At 34.2% G+C, this 26,280-nt stretch carries 26 protein-coding genes and 4 pseudogenes; 9 read left to right on the forward strand and 21 right to left on the reverse strand.

Annotated features, from left to right (window positions below; genetic code table 11):
* Window positions 1-41: 41 nt before the first annotated feature.
* Window positions 42-944 (forward strand): helix-turn-helix domain-containing protein, encoded by a 903-nt coding sequence (locus ABWU45_RS06415; protein ID WP_353279069.1) that lies wholly within the window; start codon window positions 42-44, stop codon window positions 942-944.
* Window positions 945-990: 46 nt separating this feature from the next.
* Window positions 991-1,978: pseudogene (locus ABWU45_RS08405) on the forward strand (helix-turn-helix domain-containing protein).
* Window positions 1,979-2,073: 95 nt separating this feature from the next.
* On the opposite strand, the pseudogene ABWU45_RS06430 reads toward ABWU45_RS08405, so the two are convergent.
* Window positions 2,074-2,988: pseudogene (locus tag ABWU45_RS06430) on the reverse strand (patatin-like phospholipase family protein).
* Window positions 2,989-2,996: 8 nt separating this feature from the next.
* A complete protein-coding gene (locus tag ABWU45_RS06435; protein WP_167480074.1) occupies window positions 2,997-3,167 on the reverse strand; it encodes a hypothetical protein in 171 nt (56 codons plus the stop codon).
* 75 nt (window positions 3,168-3,242) lie between these two features.
* On the opposite strand from ABWU45_RS06435, the pseudogene ABWU45_RS06440 reads away from it, so the two are divergent.
* Window positions 3,243-3,782, forward strand: a pseudogene (locus ABWU45_RS06440) (IS4 family transposase); the annotation flags it as partial.
* Between the two features lie 102 nt (window positions 3,783-3,884).
* On the forward strand, window positions 3,885-5,162 hold the full coding sequence (locus ABWU45_RS06445) for an IS4 family transposase (protein WP_353277994.1): 1,278 nt from the start codon (window positions 3,885-3,887) through the stop codon (window positions 5,160-5,162).
* Window positions 5,163-5,341: 179 nt separating this feature from the next.
* Here ABWU45_RS06445 and ABWU45_RS06450 read toward each other — a convergent pair whose 3' ends face one another.
* From ABWU45_RS06450 to pgsA, 4 genes and pseudogenes are all read right to left on the reverse strand, one after another.
* Window positions 5,342-5,881 (reverse strand): reverse transcriptase domain-containing protein, encoded by a 540-nt coding sequence (locus ABWU45_RS06450; protein ID WP_353278054.1) that lies wholly within the window; start codon window positions 5,879-5,881, stop codon window positions 5,342-5,344.
* 52 nt (window positions 5,882-5,933) lie between these two features.
* Window positions 5,934-6,074 carry a hypothetical protein gene (locus ABWU45_RS06455; protein ID WP_019078704.1) on the reverse strand — a complete coding sequence of 47 codons (141 nt, stop codon included), beginning with the start codon at window positions 6,072-6,074 and terminating at the stop codon, window positions 5,934-5,936.
* A gap of 330 nt (window positions 6,075-6,404) precedes the next feature.
* A pseudogene (locus ABWU45_RS06460) lies at window positions 6,405-6,863 on the reverse strand (hypothetical protein); the annotation flags it as partial.
* 99 nt (window positions 6,864-6,962) lie between these two features.
* A complete protein-coding gene (gene pgsA / locus ABWU45_RS06465; RefSeq protein ID WP_006012406.1) occupies window positions 6,963-7,505 on the reverse strand; it encodes a CDP-diacylglycerol--glycerol-3-phosphate 3-phosphatidyltransferase in 543 nt (180 codons plus the stop codon).
* A 127-nt stretch (window positions 7,506-7,632) separates the two neighbouring features.
* On the opposite strand from pgsA, the gene ABWU45_RS06470 reads away from it, so the two are divergent.
* Genes ABWU45_RS06470 through grxD form a run of 3 tightly spaced genes read left to right on the forward strand, consistent with a single transcriptional unit; the run spans window position 7,633 to window position 9,549 of the window.
* A complete protein-coding gene (locus ABWU45_RS06470; protein ID WP_353278284.1) occupies window positions 7,633-8,952 on the forward strand; it encodes a malic enzyme-like NAD(P)-binding protein in 1,320 nt (439 codons plus the stop codon).
* Between the two features lie 38 nt (window positions 8,953-8,990).
* Window positions 8,991-9,209, forward strand: coding sequence for a BolA/IbaG family iron-sulfur metabolism protein (locus ABWU45_RS06475; RefSeq protein WP_353278285.1), 219 nt, complete (start codon window positions 8,991-8,993; stop codon window positions 9,207-9,209).
* A 16-nt stretch (window positions 9,210-9,225) separates the two neighbouring features.
* Entirely contained in the window at window positions 9,226-9,549 is a 324-nt protein-coding gene (gene grxD / locus ABWU45_RS06480; RefSeq protein WP_353278286.1) for a Grx4 family monothiol glutaredoxin, read from the forward strand.
* A 243-nt stretch (window positions 9,550-9,792) separates the two neighbouring features.
* Here the strand turns inward: grxD and ABWU45_RS06485 are convergent, their stop codons facing one another.
* The 3 genes from ABWU45_RS06485 to ppdK all read right to left on the reverse strand — a co-directional run bounded on the left by ABWU45_RS06485 (window position 9,793) and on the right by ppdK (window position 15,225).
* Window positions 9,793-10,827, reverse strand: a complete 1,035-nt coding sequence (locus tag ABWU45_RS06485) for an efflux RND transporter periplasmic adaptor subunit (RefSeq protein WP_353278287.1) — start codon at window positions 10,825-10,827, stop codon at window positions 9,793-9,795.
* Window positions 10,828-11,084: 257 nt separating this feature from the next.
* Window positions 11,085-12,398, reverse strand: coding sequence for a hypothetical protein (locus ABWU45_RS06490; RefSeq protein ID WP_353278288.1), 1,314 nt, complete (start codon window positions 12,396-12,398; stop codon window positions 11,085-11,087).
* Window positions 12,399-12,555: 157 nt separating this feature from the next.
* Window positions 12,556-15,225 (reverse strand): pyruvate, phosphate dikinase, encoded by a 2,670-nt coding sequence (gene ppdK / locus ABWU45_RS06495; RefSeq protein WP_353279098.1) that lies wholly within the window; start codon window positions 15,223-15,225, stop codon window positions 12,556-12,558.
* A 556-nt stretch (window positions 15,226-15,781) separates the two neighbouring features.
* Between ppdK and fabG the strand changes: the two genes are divergently transcribed.
* Both fabG and ABWU45_RS06505 read left to right on the forward strand, forming a co-directional pair.
* Window positions 15,782-16,516, forward strand: coding sequence for a 3-oxoacyl-[acyl-carrier-protein] reductase (fabG, locus tag ABWU45_RS06500; protein WP_353278289.1), 735 nt, complete (start codon window positions 15,782-15,784; stop codon window positions 16,514-16,516).
* A 93-nt stretch (window positions 16,517-16,609) separates the two neighbouring features.
* The gene (locus tag ABWU45_RS06505; RefSeq protein ID WP_264374639.1) at window positions 16,610-16,945 is read left to right on the forward strand and encodes a TrbC/VirB2 family protein; all 336 of its coding nucleotides are present in this window, start codon (window positions 16,610-16,612) and stop codon (window positions 16,943-16,945) included.
* Between the two features lie 2 nt (window positions 16,946-16,947).
* Here the strand turns inward: ABWU45_RS06505 and ABWU45_RS06510 are convergent, their stop codons facing one another.
* The 12 genes from ABWU45_RS06510 to secY all read right to left on the reverse strand — a co-directional run bounded on the left by ABWU45_RS06510 (window position 16,948) and on the right by secY (window position 26,280).
* A complete protein-coding gene (locus ABWU45_RS06510) occupies window positions 16,948-18,237 on the reverse strand; it encodes a M48 family metalloprotease (protein ID WP_353278290.1) in 1,290 nt (429 codons plus the stop codon).
* A gap of 71 nt (window positions 18,238-18,308) precedes the next feature.
* Window positions 18,309-18,953 carry a 3,4-dihydroxy-2-butanone-4-phosphate synthase gene (gene ribB / locus ABWU45_RS06515; protein WP_353278291.1) on the reverse strand — a complete coding sequence of 215 codons (645 nt, stop codon included), beginning with the start codon at window positions 18,951-18,953 and terminating at the stop codon, window positions 18,309-18,311.
* 3 nt (window positions 18,954-18,956) lie between these two features.
* The gene (gene greA, locus ABWU45_RS06520; RefSeq protein ID WP_007302559.1) at window positions 18,957-19,451 is read right to left on the reverse strand and encodes a transcription elongation factor GreA; all 495 of its coding nucleotides are present in this window, start codon (window positions 19,449-19,451) and stop codon (window positions 18,957-18,959) included.
* A gap of 9 nt (window positions 19,452-19,460) precedes the next feature.
* Entirely contained in the window at window positions 19,461-21,002 is a 1,542-nt protein-coding gene (gene atpA, locus ABWU45_RS06525; protein ID WP_353278292.1) for a F0F1 ATP synthase subunit alpha, read from the reverse strand.
* The gene (gene atpH / locus ABWU45_RS06530; RefSeq protein WP_064085599.1) at window positions 20,999-21,547 is read right to left on the reverse strand and encodes an ATP synthase F1 subunit delta; all 549 of its coding nucleotides are present in this window, start codon (window positions 21,545-21,547) and stop codon (window positions 20,999-21,001) included. Before atpH ends, atpA begins: the two co-directional genes overlap by 4 nt.
* A gap of 38 nt (window positions 21,548-21,585) precedes the next feature.
* A complete protein-coding gene (locus ABWU45_RS06535) occupies window positions 21,586-21,939 on the reverse strand; it encodes a YraN family protein (RefSeq protein ID WP_010404733.1) in 354 nt (117 codons plus the stop codon).
* A gap of 11 nt (window positions 21,940-21,950) precedes the next feature.
* Entirely contained in the window at window positions 21,951-22,379 is a 429-nt protein-coding gene (gene rplQ, locus ABWU45_RS06540; RefSeq protein ID WP_010404731.1) for a 50S ribosomal protein L17, read from the reverse strand.
* A 7-nt stretch (window positions 22,380-22,386) separates the two neighbouring features.
* Window positions 22,387-23,454 carry a DNA-directed RNA polymerase subunit alpha gene (locus ABWU45_RS06545; RefSeq protein WP_264682360.1) on the reverse strand — a complete coding sequence of 356 codons (1,068 nt, stop codon included), beginning with the start codon at window positions 23,452-23,454 and terminating at the stop codon, window positions 22,387-22,389.
* Window positions 23,455-23,474: 20 nt separating this feature from the next.
* Window positions 23,475-23,861: a 30S ribosomal protein S11 gene (gene rpsK / locus ABWU45_RS06550; protein WP_006012273.1), complete on the reverse strand. Its 387-nt coding sequence runs from the start codon at window positions 23,859-23,861 to the stop codon at window positions 23,475-23,477.
* 24 nt (window positions 23,862-23,885) lie between these two features.
* Window positions 23,886-24,254: a 30S ribosomal protein S13 gene (gene rpsM / locus ABWU45_RS06555; protein WP_006012270.1), complete on the reverse strand. Its 369-nt coding sequence runs from the start codon at window positions 24,252-24,254 to the stop codon at window positions 23,886-23,888.
* A gap of 59 nt (window positions 24,255-24,313) precedes the next feature.
* Window positions 24,314-24,955 (reverse strand): adenylate kinase family protein, encoded by a 642-nt coding sequence (locus ABWU45_RS06560; protein WP_052265056.1) that lies wholly within the window; start codon window positions 24,953-24,955, stop codon window positions 24,314-24,316.
* Window positions 24,952-26,280, reverse strand: a complete 1,329-nt coding sequence (gene secY / locus ABWU45_RS06565; RefSeq protein WP_010404717.1) for a preprotein translocase subunit SecY — start codon at window positions 26,278-26,280, stop codon at window positions 24,952-24,954. The genes ABWU45_RS06560 and secY overlap by 4 nt, the downstream gene beginning before the upstream one ends.

The raw sequence follows: 26,280 nt of genomic DNA on the forward strand, positions 1-26,280 counted from the left end.
TTTGAGCTATAGTAGAAAATATTATATGTATGGTTCTTTGTATGGAAAAAAGTCTAGACTGTGAAGTAGGGCAAAAAGTGAAAAGTTGGAGGTTAGAGAGAGGGTATACTCAGAAGGATTTAGCTGAGAAAATTGGTGTAAAGTACTGGGCAATACTGCAATATGAAAAAGGGAGTCGTAAAATTCCAATTAAGAAGTTATATGCCATAGCAGAAGCATTATCAGTGAATGTTAAAGGTCTAGTTTGTGGAGAGACACTACCAAATGAAAAAAGATATTTTGAAGATGAAGAAATATTAAATTTAGTAAAGGGGTATAAGGATGAAGAATTAAGCGAGGTATTTTATTTATTAAACAAATTTATTCGTTTGAGCGAGGAAAGAAGCAGAAAAGCGGTAAAAATAGAAGTAGCAAGGGGTTTGATGAAAGTAGGAGTTTCTGCTCATGTTATCTCTCGAACAACTAACCTATCTATTGGTGAGTATGAGGAGAACAAAATTTCGGTTCCATACAAAGTAGGGCAAAGGATAAAAGAGTGGAGATTGATACGAGGATATACACAAAAAGATTTAGCGAATAAAGTTGGCATAACAAATCAAGGAATATACGAATATGAACAAGGGAGAGCTTCTGTTTCACTTGAAATGTTAGATGAAATAGCAAAGGTATTATCAATCAGTATCATAGATCTACTTCCCGAATCAGATGAAGAAGTGGAAGAAAAGCTATCAAACTTGATAGAAGAATACAAAAAGATTGAGAGTCGGGAATTACGCGATATGCTAATCAAGTCTTTATTTAAAGGTATACATGTTTGTAGAGAAAAGGTCAGAGAGGAAAAGAAGATTGAAGTTGCAAGGAATTTAGTGAAAGAAGGAATTTCTGTTGATATTATCTTGCAAACGACAGGCTTATCAAATTATATGATTGAGAAATTTTTGTGATTTCATAAAAACTTAGCCAATAGTGGATTTTTTTGTGATAGAATATATGTTTGCTTCTGTAGGAAAAACAGCTTTTAGAGGATTTATCTATGATAATTCAGAGCATATTGGCTCAGTAAGCTACGAGCTAGGGAAAAAAATAGAAGGTTGTAGGATAGTACAAGGGTATACTCAGGCAAAATTAGCAAGCAAAATTGGTTTAACACATAAGGAAATACATAACTTTGAACTAGGGTGCAAGGCTATTACAATCAAAGAATCGTATATAATAGCAGGAGCATTGTCAGTTAATGTTATAGATCTACTTCCAGGACCAACAGTACTAAGAGAAAACAGTTGGTATGAAGATGAGGATAAAGAAATAGTCTATCTAACAAAAATACATAGAGAAATTAAGGATCAGGAATTACGCAAGAAGCTGTATCCATTAGTAATGGTTTGTATATATTAGCGAGAAAATTAGCCAAGAAGAAGCGAAAATAGAAGTAGCAAAGAATCTAGTGAAAGAAGGAGTTTCAGTTGATATTATTTCCCAAGTGACTCGCTTATCTACTTACGAATATGATGATATAGAGAAAGAAATTTGTACTGATTCTATACTCTACAAAGTGGGGAAAAGGATAAAAGAGCAGAGATTAATACGGGAATACACTCAGGAGGACTTGGCAAATAAAATCGGTTCAACACCTAAAGAAATACACGACTATGAACGAGGATATACAGATATTCCAATTGAAATATTATATAAGATAGCAAAGACATTATCAGTTAACATTAAAGCTCTTGGACTAACAGAATATGAAAATGAGCCAGTTTTTGGGTTTATAGGTAAATGCGAAAAAATTGAGGATCAAGAATTACTGGATACGGTAGCCAGATCTTTATCTGAAGGAATGCAAACTGGTAAAGAAAAGGTTAAAAAAGCAGAGAAAATCAAGATTGCAAAAGATCTAGTTAAGGAAGGTGTTGCTATTGATATTATTGTGCGAGCAAGTGGCCTAACTGCTGATGAGTTGGGTGAGTGTGAAAATTGAATGTGTTTAAGATATAAGTAAAGTTAGTTAATGATTTAACCAGCAGAATTTGCTAACCAACTTTTTTGGCTCAGTTGAATTTTGCTTGGTATAAATTAAGATATGAAATCACAAAGTTTATCTATTAATTTCTGGTTGTCCTCTATCATTGCATTTGCCTCTTGCTGAAGAGATTTGATATTTTTGAGTGTAATATTGTCCATCTCAGTCGATGCTACTTTCAATTGCGATTGTATTCTTATATATTTATCGTCTATTACTTGTTCTAGTTGATAATCAACGCAATCCAATCCAGAGGCAAACATCACATTCAGTAGTGGCTTGATCCACCCTATTTTGCCAAATTTCCTTGAGTTAGCATACTTTATACTTCTATCTGTTCCACCAGTGCCTATTGATAGCAGTATAATCTCATCATTTGGAAATAACCTCTTACCACTTGCATATGCACAAGCCGCTGGATTATTTGCAAACACTCCACCATCTATCAATACTCTCTCTGTTTGGCTAATTTTCAGACGTTTTGGTGTGAAGTACGTTGGAGCAGCTGTTGTAGCTCTGAGTGCATCTTTCAACTTAATGTTTTTTTCTTTCCAACTTTTGAAGAAAAATTCACAACTATTGTGAATGTCATAACTGGTGAGTAGTAGATTACTCGCAACATCGGCCATAGTACTTTCACCAAAGTATTTGTTGAGAATAAATTCCATATTTCTATATGAGTACTGAGAACCACTCAGCTAAGAAGCAATTGATTTTCTCCAAAATGATGATTGAAAGATATATGCTCCATACTCTTGGTAAAGTTCAACCAAATCATTGGCAGAGTATTGAAGTTTATTGCTTTTACAAAGTCCAGCAACAATAATCCCACCGGTTGAGGTGCCTGCCATTAAATCAAAAATCTGGGAAATTGGCTTTTTTGTCCTAGATTCAATTTCTGCTAGAATAATGGCAGGTATTATCCCTCTAATGCCACCTCCATCTACAGATAAAATGTACTTTGTCACTGTAAAATTTATTTGTGTTTGTGAATAGCTTCAAGTTCGTTGACTTCTTCAGTGAGGTTTTTCACTCTCTCTTCAAGTCGATAGACTATTTCGATTAGTCCTTGGTTTTTTTCTATAAATTTATCATGGATGTGTACACGTAAGTCAAGTTTTGCCAACCACCATATGAATCCTACCATACGCGTCAAGTTAAGGAAATAAAGGTATGAAAGAGATAGAATAATAAGGTATAAGTTCTCCCAGATATACTTTTAGTGAGAGAACCAATGAATAAAATAACTAGCTTATCAAAAAAGCTCAAAGAATTTTTTAATGAAAAAGCAGAGAAAATCTCAATTACAACAAGGTTTATAAAAAGAAAGAGAAAGCTAAAAGGTTCATCATTCGTAAAAGCCATGGTCTTGGGTAATATAGGAGTTGATAATTGTAGCGTAGAAACAATGTGTCAATTACTAAACGAGGACTCGATAGATATAACAAAACAAGGTTTGGATTTTAGATTTACTGAAGAAGCAGTGGAATTTATGAAAAGGATGTATAATGAATCTGTGATTCTCTTTAAAAATATCTTGCAAGTTGATTGCAAAATCTTACAGCAATTTAATAGTGTTAAATTATTGGACAGTAGCTATATTACTCTACCTAACAGTATGGAAGAGATGTATAAAGGTTATGGTACTAGCTACAGTGGCTATGAAAGCAATACTAAGTATGGAATAAAGTTACAATTAGTTTTCGACTACATGAATCAGATAATAGACCAACTTAATTTAACGGAGGGGGTAAGATCAGACCCACTGCCATTAAGTTAAGGAAAAGTGATGAACTGTATTATAAAATCAGGTAAGATTCACAAATTAAAAGAAGTAATGACATGAGTAAAAAAAAGAATAATCATGTTTATAAAAAATAAATTGATGAGTTTAAACTTTATAAACGCACACAGAGCATCCTCAAAAGACTTCTCACGAAAAAGAAAGCTGCCCTTCGTTAATGTATTTCTCCTGATTTTTAGAAAGAGTGTAAAGTCATTACAAGTGATGCTTAATGAGTTTGTTCTGCATACAAGAAAAGATTATACAATTACGGCAAGTGCATTTACTCAAGCAAGAAAGAAGCTAAAACATACTGCGTTTTCAGAGTTAAATGATGATATAGTTTCCCTATACTACCAAGATCAGGAATTTAAAACCCACCATGGCTTCAGAGTACTTGCATTTGATGCTTCAATACTGATTCTGCCAAAGAGCGACAAAATAATAGGTGAGTTTAGCTCAAGAGCAGTATGGAATGGAATCCAGAGATTTGAAGACTATACAAGTGCAACCTTTGAAGTTTGTTACGATGTGCTAAATAATATTGCAATAAAATCTGTGCTAAGTAGAGGTGACAGCTATGAGGTTGATTTAGCAATCGGTATGCTTGAATCCATAAAATCAGACGATTTGTTAATCTGTGATAGAGGATACGTATCTTATCGATTTCTTGCTGAGCTTACAGGAAGGAAAATCAATTATATAATTCGCTGTTCAAGTTCGTCTTTCAATGAAATAAACGCTATGTTTAAGCCGGAAAGCCCATCTAGTACGGTGGTAGTGTCTACCGCACCTATTAAAGTAGCAAGACAGCTACGAAAGCTAGGATTACCTGATGAGATGAAATTCAGGTTAGTCAAAATAATACTTTCTTCTGGCGAAGTTGAAGTGTTAGTAACATCTCTGTTAGATGAGAAACGTTTTACAGTTGAAGAGTTTGAGAGATTATATTACTTGCGCTGGGGAGTAGAAACATTTTTTTCTAGGCTGAAGGGAAGATTAAATTTAGAGAATTTCACAGGAAAAAGTATTGAAACTATCAAGCAGGATTTTTGGTCAACTATCTTCATCAGTAATCTAGAAAGTATCATGATAGAAGATGATGAAGAGACATTGAGCTCACAGAATAGTAAACTAAAAAAAAGCATCAATAAATCTGTCTCATTTAATGCGATTAAAAACTTAGCCTTTGATATTTTTTCTACAGAGTCAGACATAGACTGCATTATGGATCGACTATCACAGTTATTTTTGATGAACACTTTAGTGGTGAGAAAAGGGAGAAGAGTTGATCGTCATAAGATATCTGATATTCGTTCACTCAACTACCAGAAAAGAGCTAGAAAACATGTGTTTTAAATTCAAGATATCTTTTCAGTATCATTGCATTAGTACATTCTTTGCAAAATAACCTGCAATTATTACTTTTTTAAATAACTTGCACTTTTCAGACTCCCTTTTCTTAAAAATTCACCCTAGTATTTACCATAATTATCAATCACTTCAAATTTTTTGTCCAATCTTAACTTCTCTTTCCCTTAACTTAATGGCAGTGGGGCTTTCATCCACCTCTCAACATACAGTATGACCCATTTGCAGTCTGTGTGTTTCTTGATAGCCTGCAGTGCTAAATCGTGGTCCAGATTGTCGAAAAATCCAGATATATCAAGATCTACCGTCCAATCATTTTTCCAACATCTCTTCCGTGCTGTGTATACCGCATCCAGCGCAGACTTATTTGGTCTATAACCATATGAATCTTCGTGAAATTTCGGTTCTACTAACGGCTCAAGATACATTGTAGCTGCTGTTTGCGCTATTCTGTCGAATACTGAAGGCACACATAAAATTCTTTGCCCTCCTGTATCTTTTGGTATCGCAACAGCTTTTACCGGCTCTGGAAAATAACTTCCGGATGACATCCGATTCCATAATTTGTATAGATTATCCTTTAGATTTTCTTCAAACTTTGTTATCGAGACCTCATCTACACCTGCTGCACCTTTATTTTTCGATACTTGTTTATAAGCTCTCCAAATAAGTTGCTTCGGTATATCAAAAGACTTTGTTTTATTCATTAACTCCTCCCTTTCGGTTGATAAATAATTAAAACTAAATAACTTAGCCCCTTCACTCCATTTCCATTACAGAAACTTCTTCGCTACTACGAGCTAATCCGCCCCTGTTTTTCGCATCGGTACTCTCATCCTCAGAGATCAGCTCTTTGGACTTCTCCCTTTTCATCGAAACGACAGGTTCCCGTAGTTCCATGCAATAGCCTAAAATAGATTCACGCCACTTTTATGCCGGACGCCACCTACCCAGTAAACAAGCTCCCAGTAGATTCATCCCAGGTTAACGACTACCCCCTGGTTTTGACGTCGTCTCTACGCTTTCGACACTTCATCAGTGGTTCACTTGCGTTCGTCTCTCTATTTCATACATGACACATAATTGTGCCTTTTCCATAACGCTCACTACCTTAGCTCTTTACCAAAGCAGCTTATGGCTGTTTGAAGCCTGCTCTTGCAAACCGGCTCCGAGGGGCCCTCCCTCATCTACTGCACAGCTTCAACACTTTCCGTGTTTCTACGGCGCACTATCATCAACGGTACAAGGAAGGTCTCTCTTTTCTTTTTCTACTGTTTTCCCACTTTCAATATTCTCCAATTCTCGTTCTTTTTGTGCTATTTTTCTATTATTATAAATTAAATATAGCGTGCAAATAAGGGATAAGACTGTGAAAGGTAATATAGTATGGCCTAATGAGCTGCTTATAAGGCCAAGTAATACCTGATCGCTACATGTTTTTTCGAGCTCAATTGCCATCAATAATGCAAATGGAACCATTGTTACCAATGATACACATTTCCTATGTAGCTCTCTTTTTTTTAGTGTTAATAGTTCTTGTTCGAGCTTTTTTCTTTTTTCTTCCTCTCTTTCTTTTCTGACTTCTTCATCAACTGTTGGCCAAAAATCCCAGAAAAAATCTTCCATTTTAGCACCTTTTTTACCTTTGGATCTTTTTAAAAAAAACTTAGTGCCTGTAATACTAGTCATATGAACAGACCAACTTATGAACTAATACATTATACAGGATTTTAACTAATCAGTCAATATTGTGAAATTATTAACTTTCTTTGTATACTCTTAAGTAATTTAGTCAATCTGTTTGATGCCAGCTAGAACGTAATTATAGCCTGACCACATAGTCATAACAGCCGCAGCCCATAAGCAAACCACACCTATATATTTAGTTGCTTCATAATCACTCATTATTAACGCTACTATAGCAACCATCTGCAAAAATGTTTTAATTTTCCCAGCCTTACTCACAGGTAAACTAACGTTTGTAGCTATCAAGAACTCCCGCAAGCCTGAAACTAATATCTCCCTACAAACAATTATAACTGACGGTATAATTGTAATATCATCTATCTTATGCTTATAAACTAGCATGATTATTGTTGAAGCTACTACTAACTTGTCGGCAATTGGATCAAATAACTTGCCAAAATTCGATTGGACTTTCCATGCACGCGCTAAATAACCATCAAAAAAATCTGTAATGCACGCAAACATAAAGATCAATATTGTTATTAGACTTGCATATTTACTTTCTATATAAAAGCTTGATATTATTGCCGGTATTGCGAGCGCACGAGAAATTGTTAGCAAATTAGGCACGTTTTTCTTAAGCATGTCACATCACCCTACGTAGTAGATAAATTTATACAGAAGTACAATAGAGTTCACAAGCTAATAGTTGAACATTCATAAAAACCCCATATACTTAAAAAATTACTAACAATAAGCTCAAAGCATAAGAATGAATAATGATTTAGATAACACCACAAAACAAGAAGCACTGAAGTATCATAATAGGGGTGGTAAACCTGGTAAAGTGTCGATTATACCAACAAAACCCTTATCCACACAGTATGACCTATCACTTGCTTATTCCCCTGGGGTTGCAGCTCCATGCCTTGCAATAGCTAAAAATCCTAAAGCTGTTTATGATTACACGGCAAAAAGCAATTATGTGGCTGTCATTTCAAATGGCACCGCAGTGCTGGGACTTGGCAATATCGGTCCTCTTGCTTCAAAACCCGTCATGGAAGGCAAAGCTGTTTTATTTAAGCGTTTTGCTGACATTGATGCAGTCGATATAGAAGTTGACACAGAAGATATAGAAAATTTCATCAATGCAGTAAGGTATCTTGGGCCAAGTTGGGGGGGAATAAATTTAGAAGATATAAAATCTCCTGATTGTTTCATAATAGAAAAACGTCTAAATGAATTGATGGATATTCCGGTTTTTCACGATGATCAACATGGAACTGCAGTAGTTGTTGCAGCTGGTATAGAAAATGCCCTCGATATTGCTGAAAAGAAATTAGAAGACGTCAAGATCATCATGAATGGAGCTGGAGCAGCTGGTATTGCGTGTTTGGAAATACTAAAGTCTATGGGCGCTAAGAACATAGTACTATGTGACAAACAAGGAGTAATACACAAAGACAGAAAAGAGGACATGAATGAGTGGAAGGAAAAATATGCAATTGACACTAAAGAACGTTCTCTACTTGATGCCATAAAAGGCTCTGATGTATTCATCGGACTCTCTGCAAAGGATGTGCTCAGCGAAGAGATGTTAAAAAGCATGGGTAAAGACCCGATCATTTTTGCTCTTGCTAATCCTGATCCAGAAGTAAGGCCTGAATTTGCAAAGTCTGTCAGGCCAGATGCAATAATTGCAACTGGTAGATCAGACTATAACAACCAAGTCAATAACGTAATGGGGTTTCCTTATATATTCAGAGGAGCACTTGATGTACATGCACCGACAATAAATGAAGAAATGAAAATTGCCGCTGCAGATGCAATAGCAAAGCTTGCCCGTGAGCCAGTGCCGAATGAGATATCTGCAGCCTATGGCGGTCGTAAAATGAGCTATGGACGTGAATATATAATACCCACTCCATTTGATCCAAGATTAATTTCTATAGTATCTCCTGCTGTTGCAAAAGCCGCAGTTACCTCAGGTGTTGCAAGAAAGGAAATAGAGGATTGGGATAAGTATGAAAGTCAATTAAAATCTCGTCTTGCTAGTGCTCTCAGCACGCTGAACCTATTGTCTTCACAATAACCAATTGCATATCTTAGACTTATAATTAAAATAAACTGATGACTATTACAATTCATGAATTAGAGAAAATTATCAAACAGTCATTCCCTGATGCTGATATAAAGATTAAGGACCTTGCTGGAGATGATGATCATTACCATTTAAAAATAACTTCCCGGTGTTTTTCTGGAAAGACAAAAATAGAACAACATAGAATGGTATATAAAGCTCTTGAAGGTCAGTCTATACATGCATTGCAATTAGAAACTAGCACTTAAAATTAAGGTGATATTTATGAACAACTTTGAAGAAATAAAAAAAGACATAGCAGAAAATGATGTGGTACTGTATATGAAAGGTACCTTTGATTTTCCTCAATGCGGATTCTCTGGACTTGTCGTGTCAATTCTCAAAAACTTGAATGTAAAGTTTAAATGCATCAACGTACTTGAGAATGATGAAATACGTCAGTCCATAAAAAGTTTTTCTGATTGGCCAACAATTCCACAATTATATATAAAGGGAGAGTTTATTGGTGGCTGTGATATAACCCGCGAGATGTATGAAAACGGTGAATTACAAAATTTGCTAAAAGAGAAAAAGCTTATTGCGGAGTAAGTTTACACAGCAGAGTGGCAAAATAAAAACATAGTGTCAGTGTCCAGACACTGCCTTCTTTTCTGGATTTCAGTGTCAGCTACTTGAATGACACCCTTTTAGTAGCACACACACAACTGTACAAATATTGTCCTCAAAAATGCGAGTAGCTCATTTGGTGTCATCCCAGGTGGGATCCAGGAATTTTGAGTTTTTGATGAGATTATGACCACACACTGGGATGACAGTCATGTTACATTCGAGTTATACCTTATCACCAGGCTTAACAAATAGATGGCCCAATGTTATTAACTTTATAGGCTTACTTTCATTATTTGCGACTACCCAAACTCCATCGTCTTCATGGTCAACAATTTCTATTGGTGTAAATACTACATAATTATTGTCATCAACAATCTTTATTCCAAGAATACCATCGTCATTTAAGCTCAAGGCTGAAGAAGGAATTTTATATGCAAATCTTTCACCTGAAGGTAGGCTTACACTAGCAGTCAGTCCTTGCAAGGATATAATTTCATTATCAGTTACCTTGACCTCCACTCTATAAGATCCAGTTTTAGGCTCAGCAATTTTACTAATAAAACTCACTTCACCTACTAATTCCCTTCCGTCTAGCAAATTAATTTGCGCTGCACTACCCAGTTTTATTTTATTTACTTCATTTTCTGAAACATATAACACCACAAGAACCTGATCAAAATTAACTATGTCAGTTATCTTATGTCCAAGATTAACAAAATCCCCTTCATTTACGTTGATCTTATCTACATAACCATCAATAGGGGATTTAATCGCAGTATTTTCTAAATCCAACTCTAGCCTTTTTAGGTCAGCTTTTGCACTCTGCAATGCAGTAAAAGCTGATTCCACTCTTATCTGTGCTCCATAGCCTTTTTTATTCAATTTTCGAGAGGAATCATACTCAATTTCACGCTGATTTAATAAAGCTTTGGCTTTCTCAACTTGTGCAACTCTGTCATAATCTTCTATCTTTAAAATTACATCGCCTCTTTTTACTTTTTCACCATCAGACAAATAAATAGCAATAACTTGACCACTTGTTCTTGAGACAAGGCTTGCCCTATGCAAGGGATTTACTGTACCAGAAAAATTTAAATATACAGTGCGATTTTGTGGAGTATAATCCTGAGTTTTTACTGAAAAACTACTAATTGGATTATCACTATGAACCGCCTGATCTTTTTTTAAAAATGTATTGTTGATAAAAAACAGTAGAATAAGAGCAATACTGGAAACGATGATTACTTTGTTTCTCATCCTTAAACAGTAAAATTTATTGACCAATCTTGTTAGAAATAACTGCATAAATTTTCGAATCAGAAGTGTAAGTATAACACAGCTATTGTCACTCTATAAATAGTTTTATATGAGCAAGTTTTCTTACAATAAATAAGTTTTTATTGCAAAAATGCAATTTTTAATCAAATAAAAAAGTTGTGCATAAAATTTCCATCATATTATATGATGAAAATAAGAATATTGTAACAAAACTAAATATATATTTAAACAGAGCTTTAGCCCATCACTAAACCAACACCCAATTGCTCAACACTATCAATTTTAATTTGTAAAGTGCCCTTTATAAATTTATTAGCCTGGTCTGTACTCATAAAAACTGCATGTTTATTGGGCATTAATTTTTCCATATCTGCTCTATTTTTTTTATCTTGCAAATGAGGTTCGCAAATATAGCTATACTTTTTAAAATCTAGAAGTTTAGCAAAGCCATCACGATCATTCTCATAGTGAAAAGCAACATTTATACCTACTATTTCGTCCGTTTCTTGCAGCTTTCCATCTTTATCTATTACCTGTGCCTTAGCAAGCGCAACTGTAGGCTTATGGCCATAATTTGCTCCAATAACCCTTCTTATTGAATGTTCTATTGCCATTTTTATTATTTTAGGATTACTGCAGTCTGAAATAGGCACTGATTTATAATTATGAGCAGCTACTTTAGCATAAACCGACTGGCTTTCTAATTTCTCTGAGTATTTTTCATTAAATTCTTTTATCCTGTGAAAATGTCTTTCATATTGAGTCAATCCATCTTTCCCTTTTTTCTCCATCCTTTCCAAGAATTTCTCTACAGGTTCTCGTTTGGCTAGACTAATTTTGCGTATAAGCGGAATTTGTTTTTTCAAGCTAATCCAATATGGTAGGCAAACAACTTTTGCATCTTCCGAAAATAGACCTTCTAATTTTTTCACTGCATTGTATAAGTTTGCTGATTCTGGTTTATAATGCCCACTATTATTGTCTATATAAGTTATTTTACCATTTACCACTTTCATTAAACCAGAACATAAAATCGGCTTACCGCCTGCAAGAGTTGAATGACGATAAGCCCATTCGCTTTTGTTAACATTAATATGTTCATGAGTTACTAATTTTCCATCAAGCGTGATCACATAAGCTACACAACCTTTTTTACCCTTACTAATTTTATCAGTTGTATCATATAATTTGCCCTCTAAGTTGTATAACTTAAGTTCCCCATCTTGCTCGCCAATAAATTTTCTTTGATCAAATTGTTCATCAGAGTTAAAATACTTAACCCTTGTATTAGTTCCAGGAATTTTTCTTCCTTCAACTCCAACTTCTGGAAACAAATTATATCGTGGAAAAAAATAAGTAAAATTATTCTCTATCCAATACAGAATCTTATTTATGATACCAAAAACTTTTCTATTACCTAAATCAATAGAGAGTTGCTGTTCCTTTGGTACTGCTAGATGATTGGACTTTGTACCAGACTTGCCAAATTCTTTGGCAGCATATTTAAACTTTTCTAGTAAATATTCCTTACGTTCTTTTAATATTGACATTTTTACCTAACTCACTATTACTTTATCTTATATTATTTTAAACAAAAAGTCAATTTTTCTTAAGATATTAAGAAAAAAAGTAGCAGCAAAATAGCTAAACTGACTTAGATTTATCGACAATTTGAAAAATCATCATTCCGCTACTTGTTAGCGAAATCTATGTTCGTACAGTTGTGCTGCCCAACAAACTTATGCTAAGCTGTGCTGCCACTAATTTTGCAACCAGTACTCTATAAGGCGAGCATGACACATAATCAACCCCTGATTTGATGAAAAACTCTATGGACTGTGGATTCGCTCCATGCTCTCCACATATACCAAGTTTAATTTCTTTTCTGGTTTTTTTGCCCCTTTCGATAGCTATTCTGATTAATTCCCCTACCCCTTCGACATCTAGCACCTCAAAGGGATCGTTTTTGAATATGTTGCTTTCCTTATAAGAATCGAGGAAATTAACTGAATCATCTCGTGAAAGTCCCATAGTTGTTTGTGTTAAATCATTAGTGCCAAAACTAAAAAATTCTGCGTGTTTTGCGAGTTTGTCAGCAATCAGTGCTGCTCGTGGCAGTTCTATCATCGTTCCGATTGAATAGTTCACATCGAAATTTTCGGCTTCTTTCTTTATTAACTCGCATATCAGAATAAACTCTTTCTCACTCATGATAAAAGGAATCATGATTTCAGGTTTCACTTCTATCTTCTTTTCTTTCCTTAATTCACTTGCAGCACTGAGTATTGCCCTAATCTGCATTTTATATATTTCAGGATGAGAAATAGCAAGCCTACACCCTCGATGGCCAAGCATTGGATTTTTTTCTGATAACTGTGCTATTTTATTTTTTACTGATTCAACTGACTTATTCAGTGATTTGGCAATTTTCTCTATAATAGATTGATTGTGGGGCAAAAACTCATGTAGAGGTGGATCAAGTAAACGTATAGTAACCTCCCTGCCCTCCATAATAGAAAATATTTCTTTGAAATCAGACTTTTGCATTTCTTCGAGTTTATTTAATGCATTTGTCCTTTCATTTTCATCATCAGCTATTATCAACTTTTGAATGAATTCGATTCTATCACTAGCAAAAAACATATGTTCTGTGCGACATAATCCTATACCTTCTGAACCGAATTCTTTTGCAATTTTTGCATCTTTTGGAGTATCAGCATTCGCTCTCACCTTCACTGTTTTGATTTCATCTACCCAGTTAATTATCGTTTTGAATTCTTGAGATAATTCAGGCAAAATTGTAGGGAGAATACCAAGCATAACCTCTCCTGTTCCTCCATTGATGGTGATTGATTCACCTTTATTTACTTTTATATCCCCTATAGAAAGAAATTTTTCATCTTTATCAATATAAAGTCCATTTAGACTACAAATGCATGGTTTACCCATTCCACGAGTTACAACAGCGGCATGCGAGGTCATACCTCCTCGCGCTGTTACTATTCCACTTGCAGCATTCATTCCATTAATATCTTCAGGGCTCGTCTCTGATCTTACCAAAATTACTTTTTTACCCTGCTCTGCAGCTTTTTCAGCATCACTTGCACTGAATACTACATATCCAGAAGCAACACCTGGAGAAGCTGGCAGTCCTTTGCCTATTACTTCTTGATCGATTTTAACATCAAGAACTGGATGTAATAAATTGTCAAAAGTTTTTGGATCAATTCTCAATATTCCTTCCTCTTTTGTAATCACTCCTTCGTTTACCATATCAACTATTATGCGAATAGCAGCTTCGGCTGTGCGCTTGCCAGACCTAGTCTGCAAAATCCATAACTTACCGTCCTGTACAGTAAATTCGATATCCTGCATGTCCTTATTATGACTTTCAAGTTTTTCACATACCGCGCATAATTCTCGGTAGACACTTGGTAGCAACTTCTCCATGGTACTTTCTTGCTCCCCGTCAGTTGGCATAGGAGTATAAACACCAGAAACCACATCCTCACCCTGAGCATTAACTAAAAACTCACCAAAAAGCTTTTTTTCTCCAGTTGAAGGATTACGTGTAAATATCACGCCGGTTGCAGAATTATCGTTCAGATTGCCAAAAACCATTGCTTGTACATTAACCGCAGTTCCAAGGTTTTCAGAAATACTATGTATTCTTCTATAGGAAACAGCCCTATCATTTTTCCAAGAGGCAAATACTGCATTAACTGAGTTTAACAATTGCTCTTCAACGTTCTGCGGGAAATGCTTTCCAGTTTTTTCACATACTATCTCTTTAAAATCATTAACAATTTTCTTTAAAACATCAACATTAAGATCAGCTAAGCTTTTTGCTCCACTTTTTTGCTGTTCACTATCAACAATGTCTTGAAATAAGTGATGGTCAAGCTGTAGTACAACACTCGAGTACATCATGATGAAACGACAGTAGCTATCATAGGCAAAACGTTCGCCACTTTTTTTTGCAAGCCCAACAACGGTTTCATCATTTAGACCAACATTTAAAATAGTATCAAGCATGCCCGGCATTGAATTCACACTACCAGAGCGTATGGAAACTAATAAAGGATTATTTGAATCCCCGAATTTACAACCGATGTCACTTTCGAGCATCGCCATGTAGTTTTTTATCTCGTTACGTAGATCACAAGACAATTCATTATCTTGACAATAGGCCTGACAAACAGCAGTGGAAATTGTAAAACCAGGTGGAACAGGAATGCCAATGTTACACATCTCTGCCAGATTTGCTCCCTTCCCTCCTAGTAGATTTCTCATTGCTGCATTACCTTCACAGTTGCTTTGGCTAAAGTAATATATTAACTTTTCTTGCATTTTTTTCGGATTTTCACTAATAAACATACTATACATACTATTCTAATAAATTTGTCAGGCAGGAGTAATAAATTTTGTAAAATTCAGCACAATTAAATAGCCTCTTTTCCTTTCATTCTAATGTCCCTATTGTCATTCAAGTATTCTTTCCTGTCATCTCAATGACCTCTATGATGTCATACCTGTTGGAGTATGAATGTAGCCTTATCTCACACTCCTGTCATCCCAGTACTGGGATCCAGAAGACTGATCAAGTAATAAGAACTAGTCACGCGCTGGCTCTCTTAAATTACTTTAGCTATAAGTGTTAAAAAATTTACCAATCAAAAAAAGGCAAAAGAATCCACATGGTGCTGATTTTATTACTGTAATTGATAATGTGCTAACGCTTAAACGAAGCGAGTTTAGGCTGAATAGAAAAAAATAAAAAAAGGCATGCAGCCGCCATAATTTTCGCCAATAAACACAAGAGTTGTCAAGAAGCTTCTATTACAAGAAGCTTCTATTAAATGAAAGTTATGAAAAAAATCTATTGCAAGTCTTTTAATATTCTGTTAAGAGCTGGGATAATATAAAAATTATCATGTTCGGATTAGAAGACAGGAAATTTCTGATTACTGGTGCATCAGGCGGGATAGGGCAAGCAATTGTAGAAGTTATGCATAAAGCCAGAGCAACTTTATGTATTTCTAGTACAAAAAAAGAAGTACTCGAAGAAGTTGCTAAAAAATATGAAAAAAACATTCACGTACTTCCTTGCGACTTATCAAATCCTGAAGAGGTAAATCAACTAATAAATAAAGCAAGTGAGTTGATGAAAGGCTTTGATGGACTCATATGCAATGCAGGAATTACACAAGACAGCTTATTGTTGAGAATGACAGATGAAGCATGGCAAAAGGTAATTGATATTAATTTGAACTCTACATTTAAACTAAATAGAGAAGCATGCAGAAAATTAATTAAAAACAACTGGGGAAGAATCATAAATATTTCCTCAATAGTAGGATTGACAGGAAATGCCGGGCAAGTAAATTATGCAGCATCAAAAGCTGGAATAATAGCTATGAGCAAATCTATAGCAAAAGAAGTTGCAAGTCGCGGTGTAACAGTAAATTGCATTGCTCCTGGGTTTATAGATACTAAGATGACTGAAGTTTTAAATGAAAAACAAAAAGAAAAAATATTAGATAATATTCCAATAAAAAGAATGGGAACAGGAGAAGAAATAGCAGCAGGGGTATTGTTTTTAGCAAGCGACGAAGCAAGATATATAACGGGGCATGTGCTTAACATCAATGGTGGGCTATTTATGTAGCAACACTTATTTATGGACAAACTATGAGTTTTACCTTAAAATAAATATATATAAATTTAGATTCACACTAGTTTATTACTTGGAGGCAAAAGAATGAGCTATATAATAAAAAAATTTTTTAATGCTTTATGTATAGTGCTGTTTCTCTCTTTTTCAGATTACGCAAGTGCTGCTAGCGACATAGAAGATACAACTGCCCAAGTAATATGCAACATTATTGGTTACGTTTGGGGAATAGGCGGACCACTTATGACTGTAGTCATAATAGGTGCAGCTTTGCTTGCAATATTTGGTAGAATGCCATGGCCAGCTCTCTTTGCCTTAGGTATGTTTTGTGGTGTATTTTTTGGCGCCAAAACGATTATAATGAAAATTATACCCAATATAAGTACTGAAGTAAAAGATATGTTGGATAAGTGTGGAAAATAATCCTAAAAGTAAGCGTGTTTTTGTGTGTATTGTTGTTTCATATCTTCAATTTGTAGCAAGTAAGAGCTGTCTTTTGGTAAGCTTTTAACAGCTAAATCGGCGTATTTCATAAATTTCTCTAAATTACCTTCAATACAAGCCTTTTTCGTCAAAGCAAAATAATACATTGCCATATCAGCGCTACGTTTATATGCAATACTTAAATACTTCCAGACAAAGGCGTTATTTGTTTCTACGTTTGCAACCTGCTCTAGGTAAAAAATTGCCTTCTCTATTTCACCGTGTAATAATAAAGTATGAGATAACGCAAGTTTCACTAAATAGTTATTCTTCTCAGATAAATATCTAAGTGATTCTTCATACATTTTTATTGCTTCACTTAAATTTCCAGCTTTGTATAACATCTCCGCTTTTAATTCATATAAATAAGGATCATTGCGTGACTCTTGAATCAATGAATTAACTTTAGTAATAGCCTCTTCTATCTTTCCTTGCCTATAGTGAATTACAGCATTTACATACTTAGAACTACCTTCATATTTATTAGATAACACATGAATAGGAGCAAAGAAAGAGTCTAGCTTTGCAACCATACGCTCAAACTTCAGCAATTTATCTGCAAGGATTGGTTTTATATTGTTTTTAACCTTATAATTCTGTACAGCAAATATACGCTTATCACTAAGTGGGTGAGTGCGGAAATACTCTTCAGTGTTTTCATGCTCAATACTCTTAAAATAGTCAAAAATCTCTTTCATACCCAAATTATCATAGCCAGATTCATCTAGGTATCTTAAAGCATAGCTATCTGCTACACTCTCTTGCTCTTGAGAATAGTTAAAAAACAACCTTGAACTAAGCGTTACACCACTAAGCAAGATTGCACTCGCAACCTGAGGGTTAATGACAATACTAGAAACTAATCCTACCATATAACTAATCATTGCTATTGATTGAAAATAACCTACAGCACTACTCATTTGTAATACATGACCAGCAGATATATGAGCAATTTCATGTGCTAATATATCAAGTAAGACATAAGGTTCAGTCGAATATTGTAAAAGCCCTAAATGAATGAAAATGCTATTATTGTTAATTACAAAAGCATTAATCGATCTATCATCAACTATAAAAACTTTTATTTTATCATTATCAATACCCGCAGCAGAAAATAAAGGTTGCGCTAGATCCTTAACTACCGCTTCCACTTCACTATCTCTAATAATACTAACAGAGTAAGCGCTATTACAGTATACGAAAAAAAATAGTAAAACAAAAAGCTTAGACATGGAAATTCCTTGTTTGTATAACTTTGAGGAATTTTATATTTTAACACTTAAACTATACGAATCTATAAACGCTAGTTTAAATTTTGAACGTAACTGATAAGTTTATCAATGGTAGTTAACTTAATATTATGTTGTTCAGCAAATTCAAGCAACTGGGGTAAGCGCATCATAGAGCCATCATCATTCACTAATTCACAAATAACTGCAGAATGATTACATCCCACTAACTTAGCTATCTCAACACTTGCTTCAGTATGACCAGCACGTTGCTCTACTCCACCCTCATGTGCAATCACAGGAAAAATATGACCGGGAGTTATAATGTCATCCTGAGTTCTATTTTTATCAATAGCAACATGTATAGTTTTTGTTCTATCCTCAGCTGAAACACCCGTAGTAATACCATAACGTGCATCAATTGATGTAGTAAAAGCAGTATGATTTTCACCAACATTTTTTTTTTCCATGAAAGTAAGGCCTAACCTTTTCATGTGAACTTTAGTCATTGCTAAACAAACAATCCCTGTACCGTATCTAACCATAAAAGCCACATGTTCTGGCTCTAATTTCTCAGCTAATACAATCAGATCACCTTCATTCTCTCTGTTTTCATCGTCAACTAAAATGAATAATTTACCAGAACTAGCATCCCTCAATACATCTTCCACAGAAGAAATACCGGGTAGACTAATTGAAGGATAAGTTACTTGTACCATGATTTACTTAAACTCAATCTTAACTATTTTATACAATTTCTCTCCATTTGGCACTATCACTTCCACATACTCACCAACTTTTTTGCCAATTAAAGCACTACCGAGTGGTGAATCCGTAGAGATCAACTGCTTTGAAGCATCAGCTTCATACCCACCTACAATCTTATAAACATATTCTATTTCACTGTTATCATCACCGAGCATGCTTACCGTAACAGTTGCACCAAACATTACTGTATCACCAGACAAATTTTTTACTTCTATCACTTCTGCATGTGAAAGTTTACTCTCTACCTCAATTATGCGGCCTTCAATAAAACTTAATCTTTCCCGTGCTGCATGATATTCTGCATTTTCAGATAAATCGCCTTGATCACGAGCATCAGAAATAGCCTGTATGATAGAAGGTTTTTCTTCCTTTAATTTCTCAAGTTCGACTTGCATACTCTCAAAACCTTCCCTTGTAATAGGAAACTTGTTAACAATGGATGAAGTCATAATCACCGCCTAAACGCAATTGAATTGAGTGACAAAATCACTCACAATACCAAGAATATCATCTTTTATATCATCATTCATGTCACCTGACAACTTTTTTAAAACTCCAGGGTGAACAGTTTGAAAATAATTGATAAGATCACACTCGAACCTATTGATGTTGCTCACCTGTACCTTATTTAATTGACCATACAGATTAGAAAAGATATACATAAGCAATACTTGCTCTTCTATTTGCATAGGTGAATACTGTTTTTGCTTTAATAATTCAATAAGGTATTTACCTTTGTTTAAGGACAATTGAACAGTAGCATCAAGATCAGAACCAAATTTAGCAAAGTCTTCCAGTTCTCTATATTGGGCCAAACTCAGCTTTATAGAACCAGCAACTTTTTTCACAGATTTCAATTGTGCAGCAGAGCCAACCCGAGAAACCGATAAACCTATATTCACTGCAGGGCGAAATCCTTTGTGAAATAATTCAGACTCAAGAAAAATTTGTCCATCGGTAATTGAAATCACATTAGTTGGAACATATGCAGATACATCACCAGCCTGAGTCTCAATAATCGGCAAAGCAGTCAAAGATCCCTGTCCTTTTTCATCAGACATTTTGGCAGCTCTTTCAAGCAAGCGAGAGTGTACATAGAATATATCTCCAGGATAAGCTTCACGACCAGGAGGACGTCTGAGCAATAAGGACATCTGCCTATATGCCACAGCATGCTTAGATAAATCATCATATACCACCAAGCAATGCATTCCATTATCACGGAAAAATTCTCCAATAGTGCAAGCGGTATAAGGTGCTAAAAATTGCATAGGCGCGCAGTCAGATGCGCTAGCCACAACTACGGTTGTATACTCTAATGCTCCACTTTCTTTTAGCTTATTCACCACTTTTGCTACTGTCGAAATTTTTTGTCCAATAGCAACATAAACACAGTAAATTTTTTGATTTTCGTTTACCTCATCATTAATCTTCTTCTGATTGATAATAGTATCAATCGCAATAGTGGTTTTACCAATTTGTCTATCGCCAATAATTAATTCACGTTGCCCTCTACCTATAGGAATCAACAAATCTATAATTTTAATTCCTGTCTGCAGAGGTTCATGCACAGATTTACGGTCAATAATACCTGGCGCTTTAGATTCTATATACATTTTGTTCTTGGCTCTAATTTCTCCGCCATCGTCTATAGGATCGCCTAATGCATTTACAACTCTCCCTAATAATTCATGACCTACAGGCACCTGTACAACATCACCACTACATTTTACAACGTCCCCTTCTTTTACATCACGGTCATTGCCAAGCACAACTATTCCAGCTGTATCATGATCTAAATCAAGAACTATTCCTTCTACACCGCTTGCAAAAGATACCTTTTCACCAAACTTTGCTTTTTCCAGCCCATAGACCAATGTGATACCATCCGTTACTGAAATTACTTCACCTATATTTTCTCGTTTTATAGGATTATCAAATGTCTCAACCTTCTCTTTTATTATGTTTACTACTTCAGAGGCATTTATGCTATTCTTCATATACAATTCCTTATTTTCAACATTTCCATTTTACTCAAATCAACCAATCTATCCAAATAACTCTTAAGCGAAGCATCAATCAAGTTAAAACCATACCTAACTACAAAGCCACCTAGTATAGAAGGATCAACCACATGACTGACTTTTATTATTTTACCAAGAAAGTTCAAAGATTCAGTAATTATTTTTATATCAGGTTTCTTTAAAATCTCTGCTGATTTTATAGTAATTTCCAATTCATTTTCACTTTCCCTTACAAGATTTAAGAATTTTTCTAATATAAGGATTAATAAACGGGAGCGCTTGTTTGCAAGTGTAACCATAATAAATTTGACTAAGTTTTCACTCAAGTTCTCCTTTATAGAAAGTATCGCTTCTTTTTTGTGCAAAAGAGAAACCATAGGATGAGATAGATACACAAAAACATCTTGATCTTTAAAAAAAGCTAACAAAAATTCTACTTCTTTTCTTATAATACCTAATCTGCTTCCTGAGACATGAAACAGTGCTCTAGCATAAGATGAAACTAAATTATTGTTTTTCATATTCAATTACCTATTCTAGTAAATCTAAATTATTTTAGCTACCATTGTTCAATCCAAGCATTTTTTATATAAATAGGTCTTCTCCTTAAGGAAAGAAAACATAAATCATATCTGACTGAATAATCTAAAAAATCAAGATTTTTACTTAAGAAATATTTAGAAGAATTTATAATAGACTGACACTGAAAATGAGATATCGGTACTTCTTTTCCAAATAAACTTGTTTTAACTTCTATAAAAATCAGCTCCCTTTTTTTAGATACAATTAAGTCAATTTCACCCAACTTACAACGGAAGCGACGTTTTATAACATTATAGAATTTCAGCTTTAAATATATCGAAACTAACAATTCTCCAAAGTAACCTACAAAATAGCGCAACCTACTTACCATAAAAAGAATAATTAGCTTTGTGTAACTACTTTGCTTCCTTTTTTATTTTTACTATAAATCTCACCTTTTGCTGAAATATCTCTATCAACTAGCTCTATCACTGCCATTGGAGCGCAATCACCCTTTCGAGTACCAAATTTTATTATTCTAGAATATCCACCTTTACGGTCTTGATAACGATTAGCTAGAACGCTTAATAATTTATCAACTACTAACTTACTATTATGAAGACGTGAAAGCAAAAGCCTTCTACCATGTAAAGAATCGTTATTCTTAGCAATTGTAATAAACTTTTCCACATATGGACGAAGTGCTTTAGCCTTTGGTAAAGTAGTTACAATCTGCTCATGATTAATTAACGAGATAGATAGATTCTTTAACATTGATAACCTATGCTCGGTACAACGAGACAGTTTATTTTTCTTTATTCCATGTTTCATATACTACCTAATCCTCATCAGTATGTTGTTTAGCCAGTTCATCTATATCCTTAGGCGGCCAATTTGGTATATTCATACCCAAAGACAAACCTGAATTATTTAAAATTGCCTTGATTTCATTCAAAGACTTTCGGCCAAAATTAGCAGTTCTTAACATTTCAACTTCCGTCTTTTGCACAAGATCACCTATATAAGTGATATTTTCATTTTTCAGACAGTTATGAGATCTAACAGATAATTCCATTTCATCTACTTTACGCAATAGAACAGGATCATAGCCCAAATCTTTAGCACCACTAGACAAAGAAACTTGCGATTTTTTATAACTAATATCAGAACTAATAAAAGGCTGAAATTGCTCCTGTAATATTCTTGCAGCATAGTCAACAGCTTGACTTGGAGAGATTGTACCATCAGTTTCAATTGACAATATTAGCTTATCTTTATCAGTAACTTGACCAACACGACTATTCTCTACTCTATACGAAACCCTCTCGACAGGACTATATAAAGCATTAACTGGAATAAAACCAATTAAATCTTGTTCATTCATAAGCTTTAAAAATTCATTTTCTTTATATTTATTTACAGGAAGATAACCTTTTCCGCTAGCAACATATATAGTAATGTTAAGCTCCACATCTTGACCTAGTGTACATATCACCAAATCTTTATTAACAATAGAGCATTGGTCATCAGTTTCTATCATTCCAGCTAATACTTGACAAGGCCCTTTAGCGCTCAAATTTAAGCACTTATTAGACGTGTTATTTAACTTACATCTCAACATGCCCATATTTAATGCTATATCAGTTATGTCTTCCCTAACTCCTTGGATCGAAGTAAATTCATGATTCACGCCTTCAATTTTTATTCCATAAACAGCACTACCGCGAAGAGAAGACAACATTACACGCCTTAATGCATGACCCAACGTTAAAGCAAAACCACTTTCCAAAGGTTCTAGAACTATATCACTTTTTTTACTTGAATCACCTGATATTACCTTAATCGCATTAGGCTTAGTTAATCTATCTAAATTTCCACAGAAAGAGACATTATCACTATAATACATACAAAAACCTTCCAAATATCCTATACTCTTCTTTTTTTCCTTAGTCTACACCCATTATGAGGTATCGCCGTTTTATCTGCAATTGAAGTGACAGTCAATCCACAATTCCGAAGTGCTTTAACTGCAGCTTCTGCACCAAAACCAGGACCACGAATTATTACAGAAACAACCTTCATACCAAATCTCTCTATTACTTTCTTCGCAGCAGAATCGGCAACCTTACCTGCAGCATAAGGTGTGGATTTTCTCGAACCAGAAAAACCACATGCACCAACAGAAGTCTGGTAAAGCGTATTACCACAAACATCAGTCACATTTACAAAAGTATTATTAAAAGTTGCACGAATATGGACAATACCAGTAATAAACCTTTTTGTATTCTTACCAACCGTTTTAACTTTTTTCATAAAAACTCACGATAATAACAAATTTTATTTTTTTCCAGCAATAGGCAATTTAGATCTGCCTTTACGAGTTTTAGCATTAGTATGGGTTCTTTGTCCCCTCACAGGCAAACCTTTTCTATGCCTTAATCCTCTATAGCAACCGATTTCCATTAAAGATTTTATATCCATAGCCACTTTTTTTCTGAGCTCACCCTCTATGACATATTTTTGCCTAATAAAACTACTAATTTTCTCTATATCTTCATCTTGTAATTCTGAAACACGCTTACGCTCATCAATTTTACAGCTACGACAAATTATATTCGCAGTAGTAATACCTATACCATGTATATAAGTTAATGCAAAAGGAATACACTTCTTCACCGGAACATTTATGCCTGCAATACGTGCCACTGATACCTCGATACTTTATTAATAATAATTCTTAATTTATACCATAAAACAACTTATAGTCAAATCAAATTACAAGAAATTTTACTTTCAATCTCTTGCATTACTCTATCAACACTCAAATTAGCGTTAATTGTTAACAACTTGTCCTTATAATACTCGCGCAAACCCTCTATCTGAGAATGATATTCTCTTATCCTCTTATTAATTGCAAGCATATTAGCATCATCAATTCTCTTCTCCAATCTCGTACTTTTACATTTAGCACAAGTAGTATTCTTAAAAGAAGATATACTATATATACTTTTACAATCCAAACAAGTAAGACGATCTTTTAATCTATCAATTGCAATATTATCGTCAAGCTGCAACTCAATTACAAGATCAACATCCCTATTGCATCTTTTTTGCAAAACTTGAGTTAAAAAATGAGCTTGATTTAAATTTCTTGGAAAACCATCTAACAAAAAATCACCATCTATTAATGCAAGCTGGTCACACAATAATTTACATATAACTTCATCTTGAATTAAATTACCAGATTCAACAGTATCCTTTATTCCTTTACCTAATTTACTCCCACTAGATATAATATTCCTTAATAAATCCCCTACTGAAACTAATTTAAAATTATACTTTGCTATTAACAAACTGGACTGAGTACCCTTACCAGAGCCAGGAGGACCAAAAATTGTAATAATCACTTTAGTCTCCTTGTTTTAGACTCATATTTCTTTATCCAACTATCGTACCTATTTGAAAAAACATAAGATTGTACTTGCATAATAGTATCAGTAATAACGTTAACTATAATCAGCAAGCTCGTCCCACCAAAAATAAATGGTATATCATAATGATACCTCATAATTTCAGGTATAGTACATATTACCACCAAATACGCAGACCCAATAAATGTTAATTTAAAAACTATATCTTGAAGATAATCAGAAGTATGTTTTCCAGGCCCTCTACCAGGAATAAAACCACCATTTTTCCTAAGAAAATCAGCATTTTCCTCTGGATTAAATATAAAATTGGTATAGAAAAAATTAAAAAGTACTATGAGTATTAAGTAAGTTATAATGTACATCACTTTATTTGCCATAAAGTAGTTTAAAATAAAATCAGCAATGGCATGACCTTTATAGAAATTTGCAATTGAAATAGGCGTTAATAGAATTGCGTTAGCAAAAATAGTTGGTATTACACCAGATAAATTGATCTTCAATGGAATGTAAGTAAAATCATCATTATGTAATTTTTTAAACTGTTTTTTGGGATATTGAACAATTACCTTTCTATAAGAAGATTCTGTAAAAATGACTAAAAGGAGCAGTAAAAAAAACAATGCTATAACAAAAAGGGTAATGAAAAACGACATACTACCATTTTTATTTAATGTTAGCAGAGATGATAAAGCATTATGTAATTCAGATGTTATGCCAGTAAAAATGATTAATGAGATACCATTGCCTATACCGCTCACACTGATCCGCTCACCAAGCCATATTAAAAATATAGTTCCACCTAAAAGGCTAAAGACACCTATAGTACGAAACATAATACCAGGTTCAACTACAACTAATACCCCTTCCCTATTCATTCTTTCTAACCCTATTAAGATCGTAATTGATTGAAAGATACAAAACACTATAGTCATATAGCGTATATAAGAGTTCATCTTTCGACGTCCTAACTCTCCTTCATTTTTAATTTCATTGATTCCTTTAACGGCAGAAGATAATAATTGCATAACTATGGATGCAACTATGTATGGCATAACGTTTAATGCCAAGATCGTCATTCTAGCTAAAGCGCCACCAGAAAATAAATTAAATACTCCAAAAACACCAGAACTCTCTTTTGGAAATATATCATTGATTATATCAAGATTAACTCCAGGAATAGGAACATAAGTGCCTAAACGATAACAAACTAAAGCCATTAGCGTAAAAAATATACGCTTTAGTAAATCACTTTTATATAATAACGTAGAATCCAAACTATTAAATGCAAATTTACTGCTCAT

Origin of the sequence: Wolbachia endosymbiont (group B) of Longitarsus flavicornis (genome assembly GCF_964028135.1) — a bacterium.
In the GTDB taxonomy this organism is placed as follows: Bacteria; Pseudomonadota; Alphaproteobacteria; order Rickettsiales; family Anaplasmataceae; genus Wolbachia.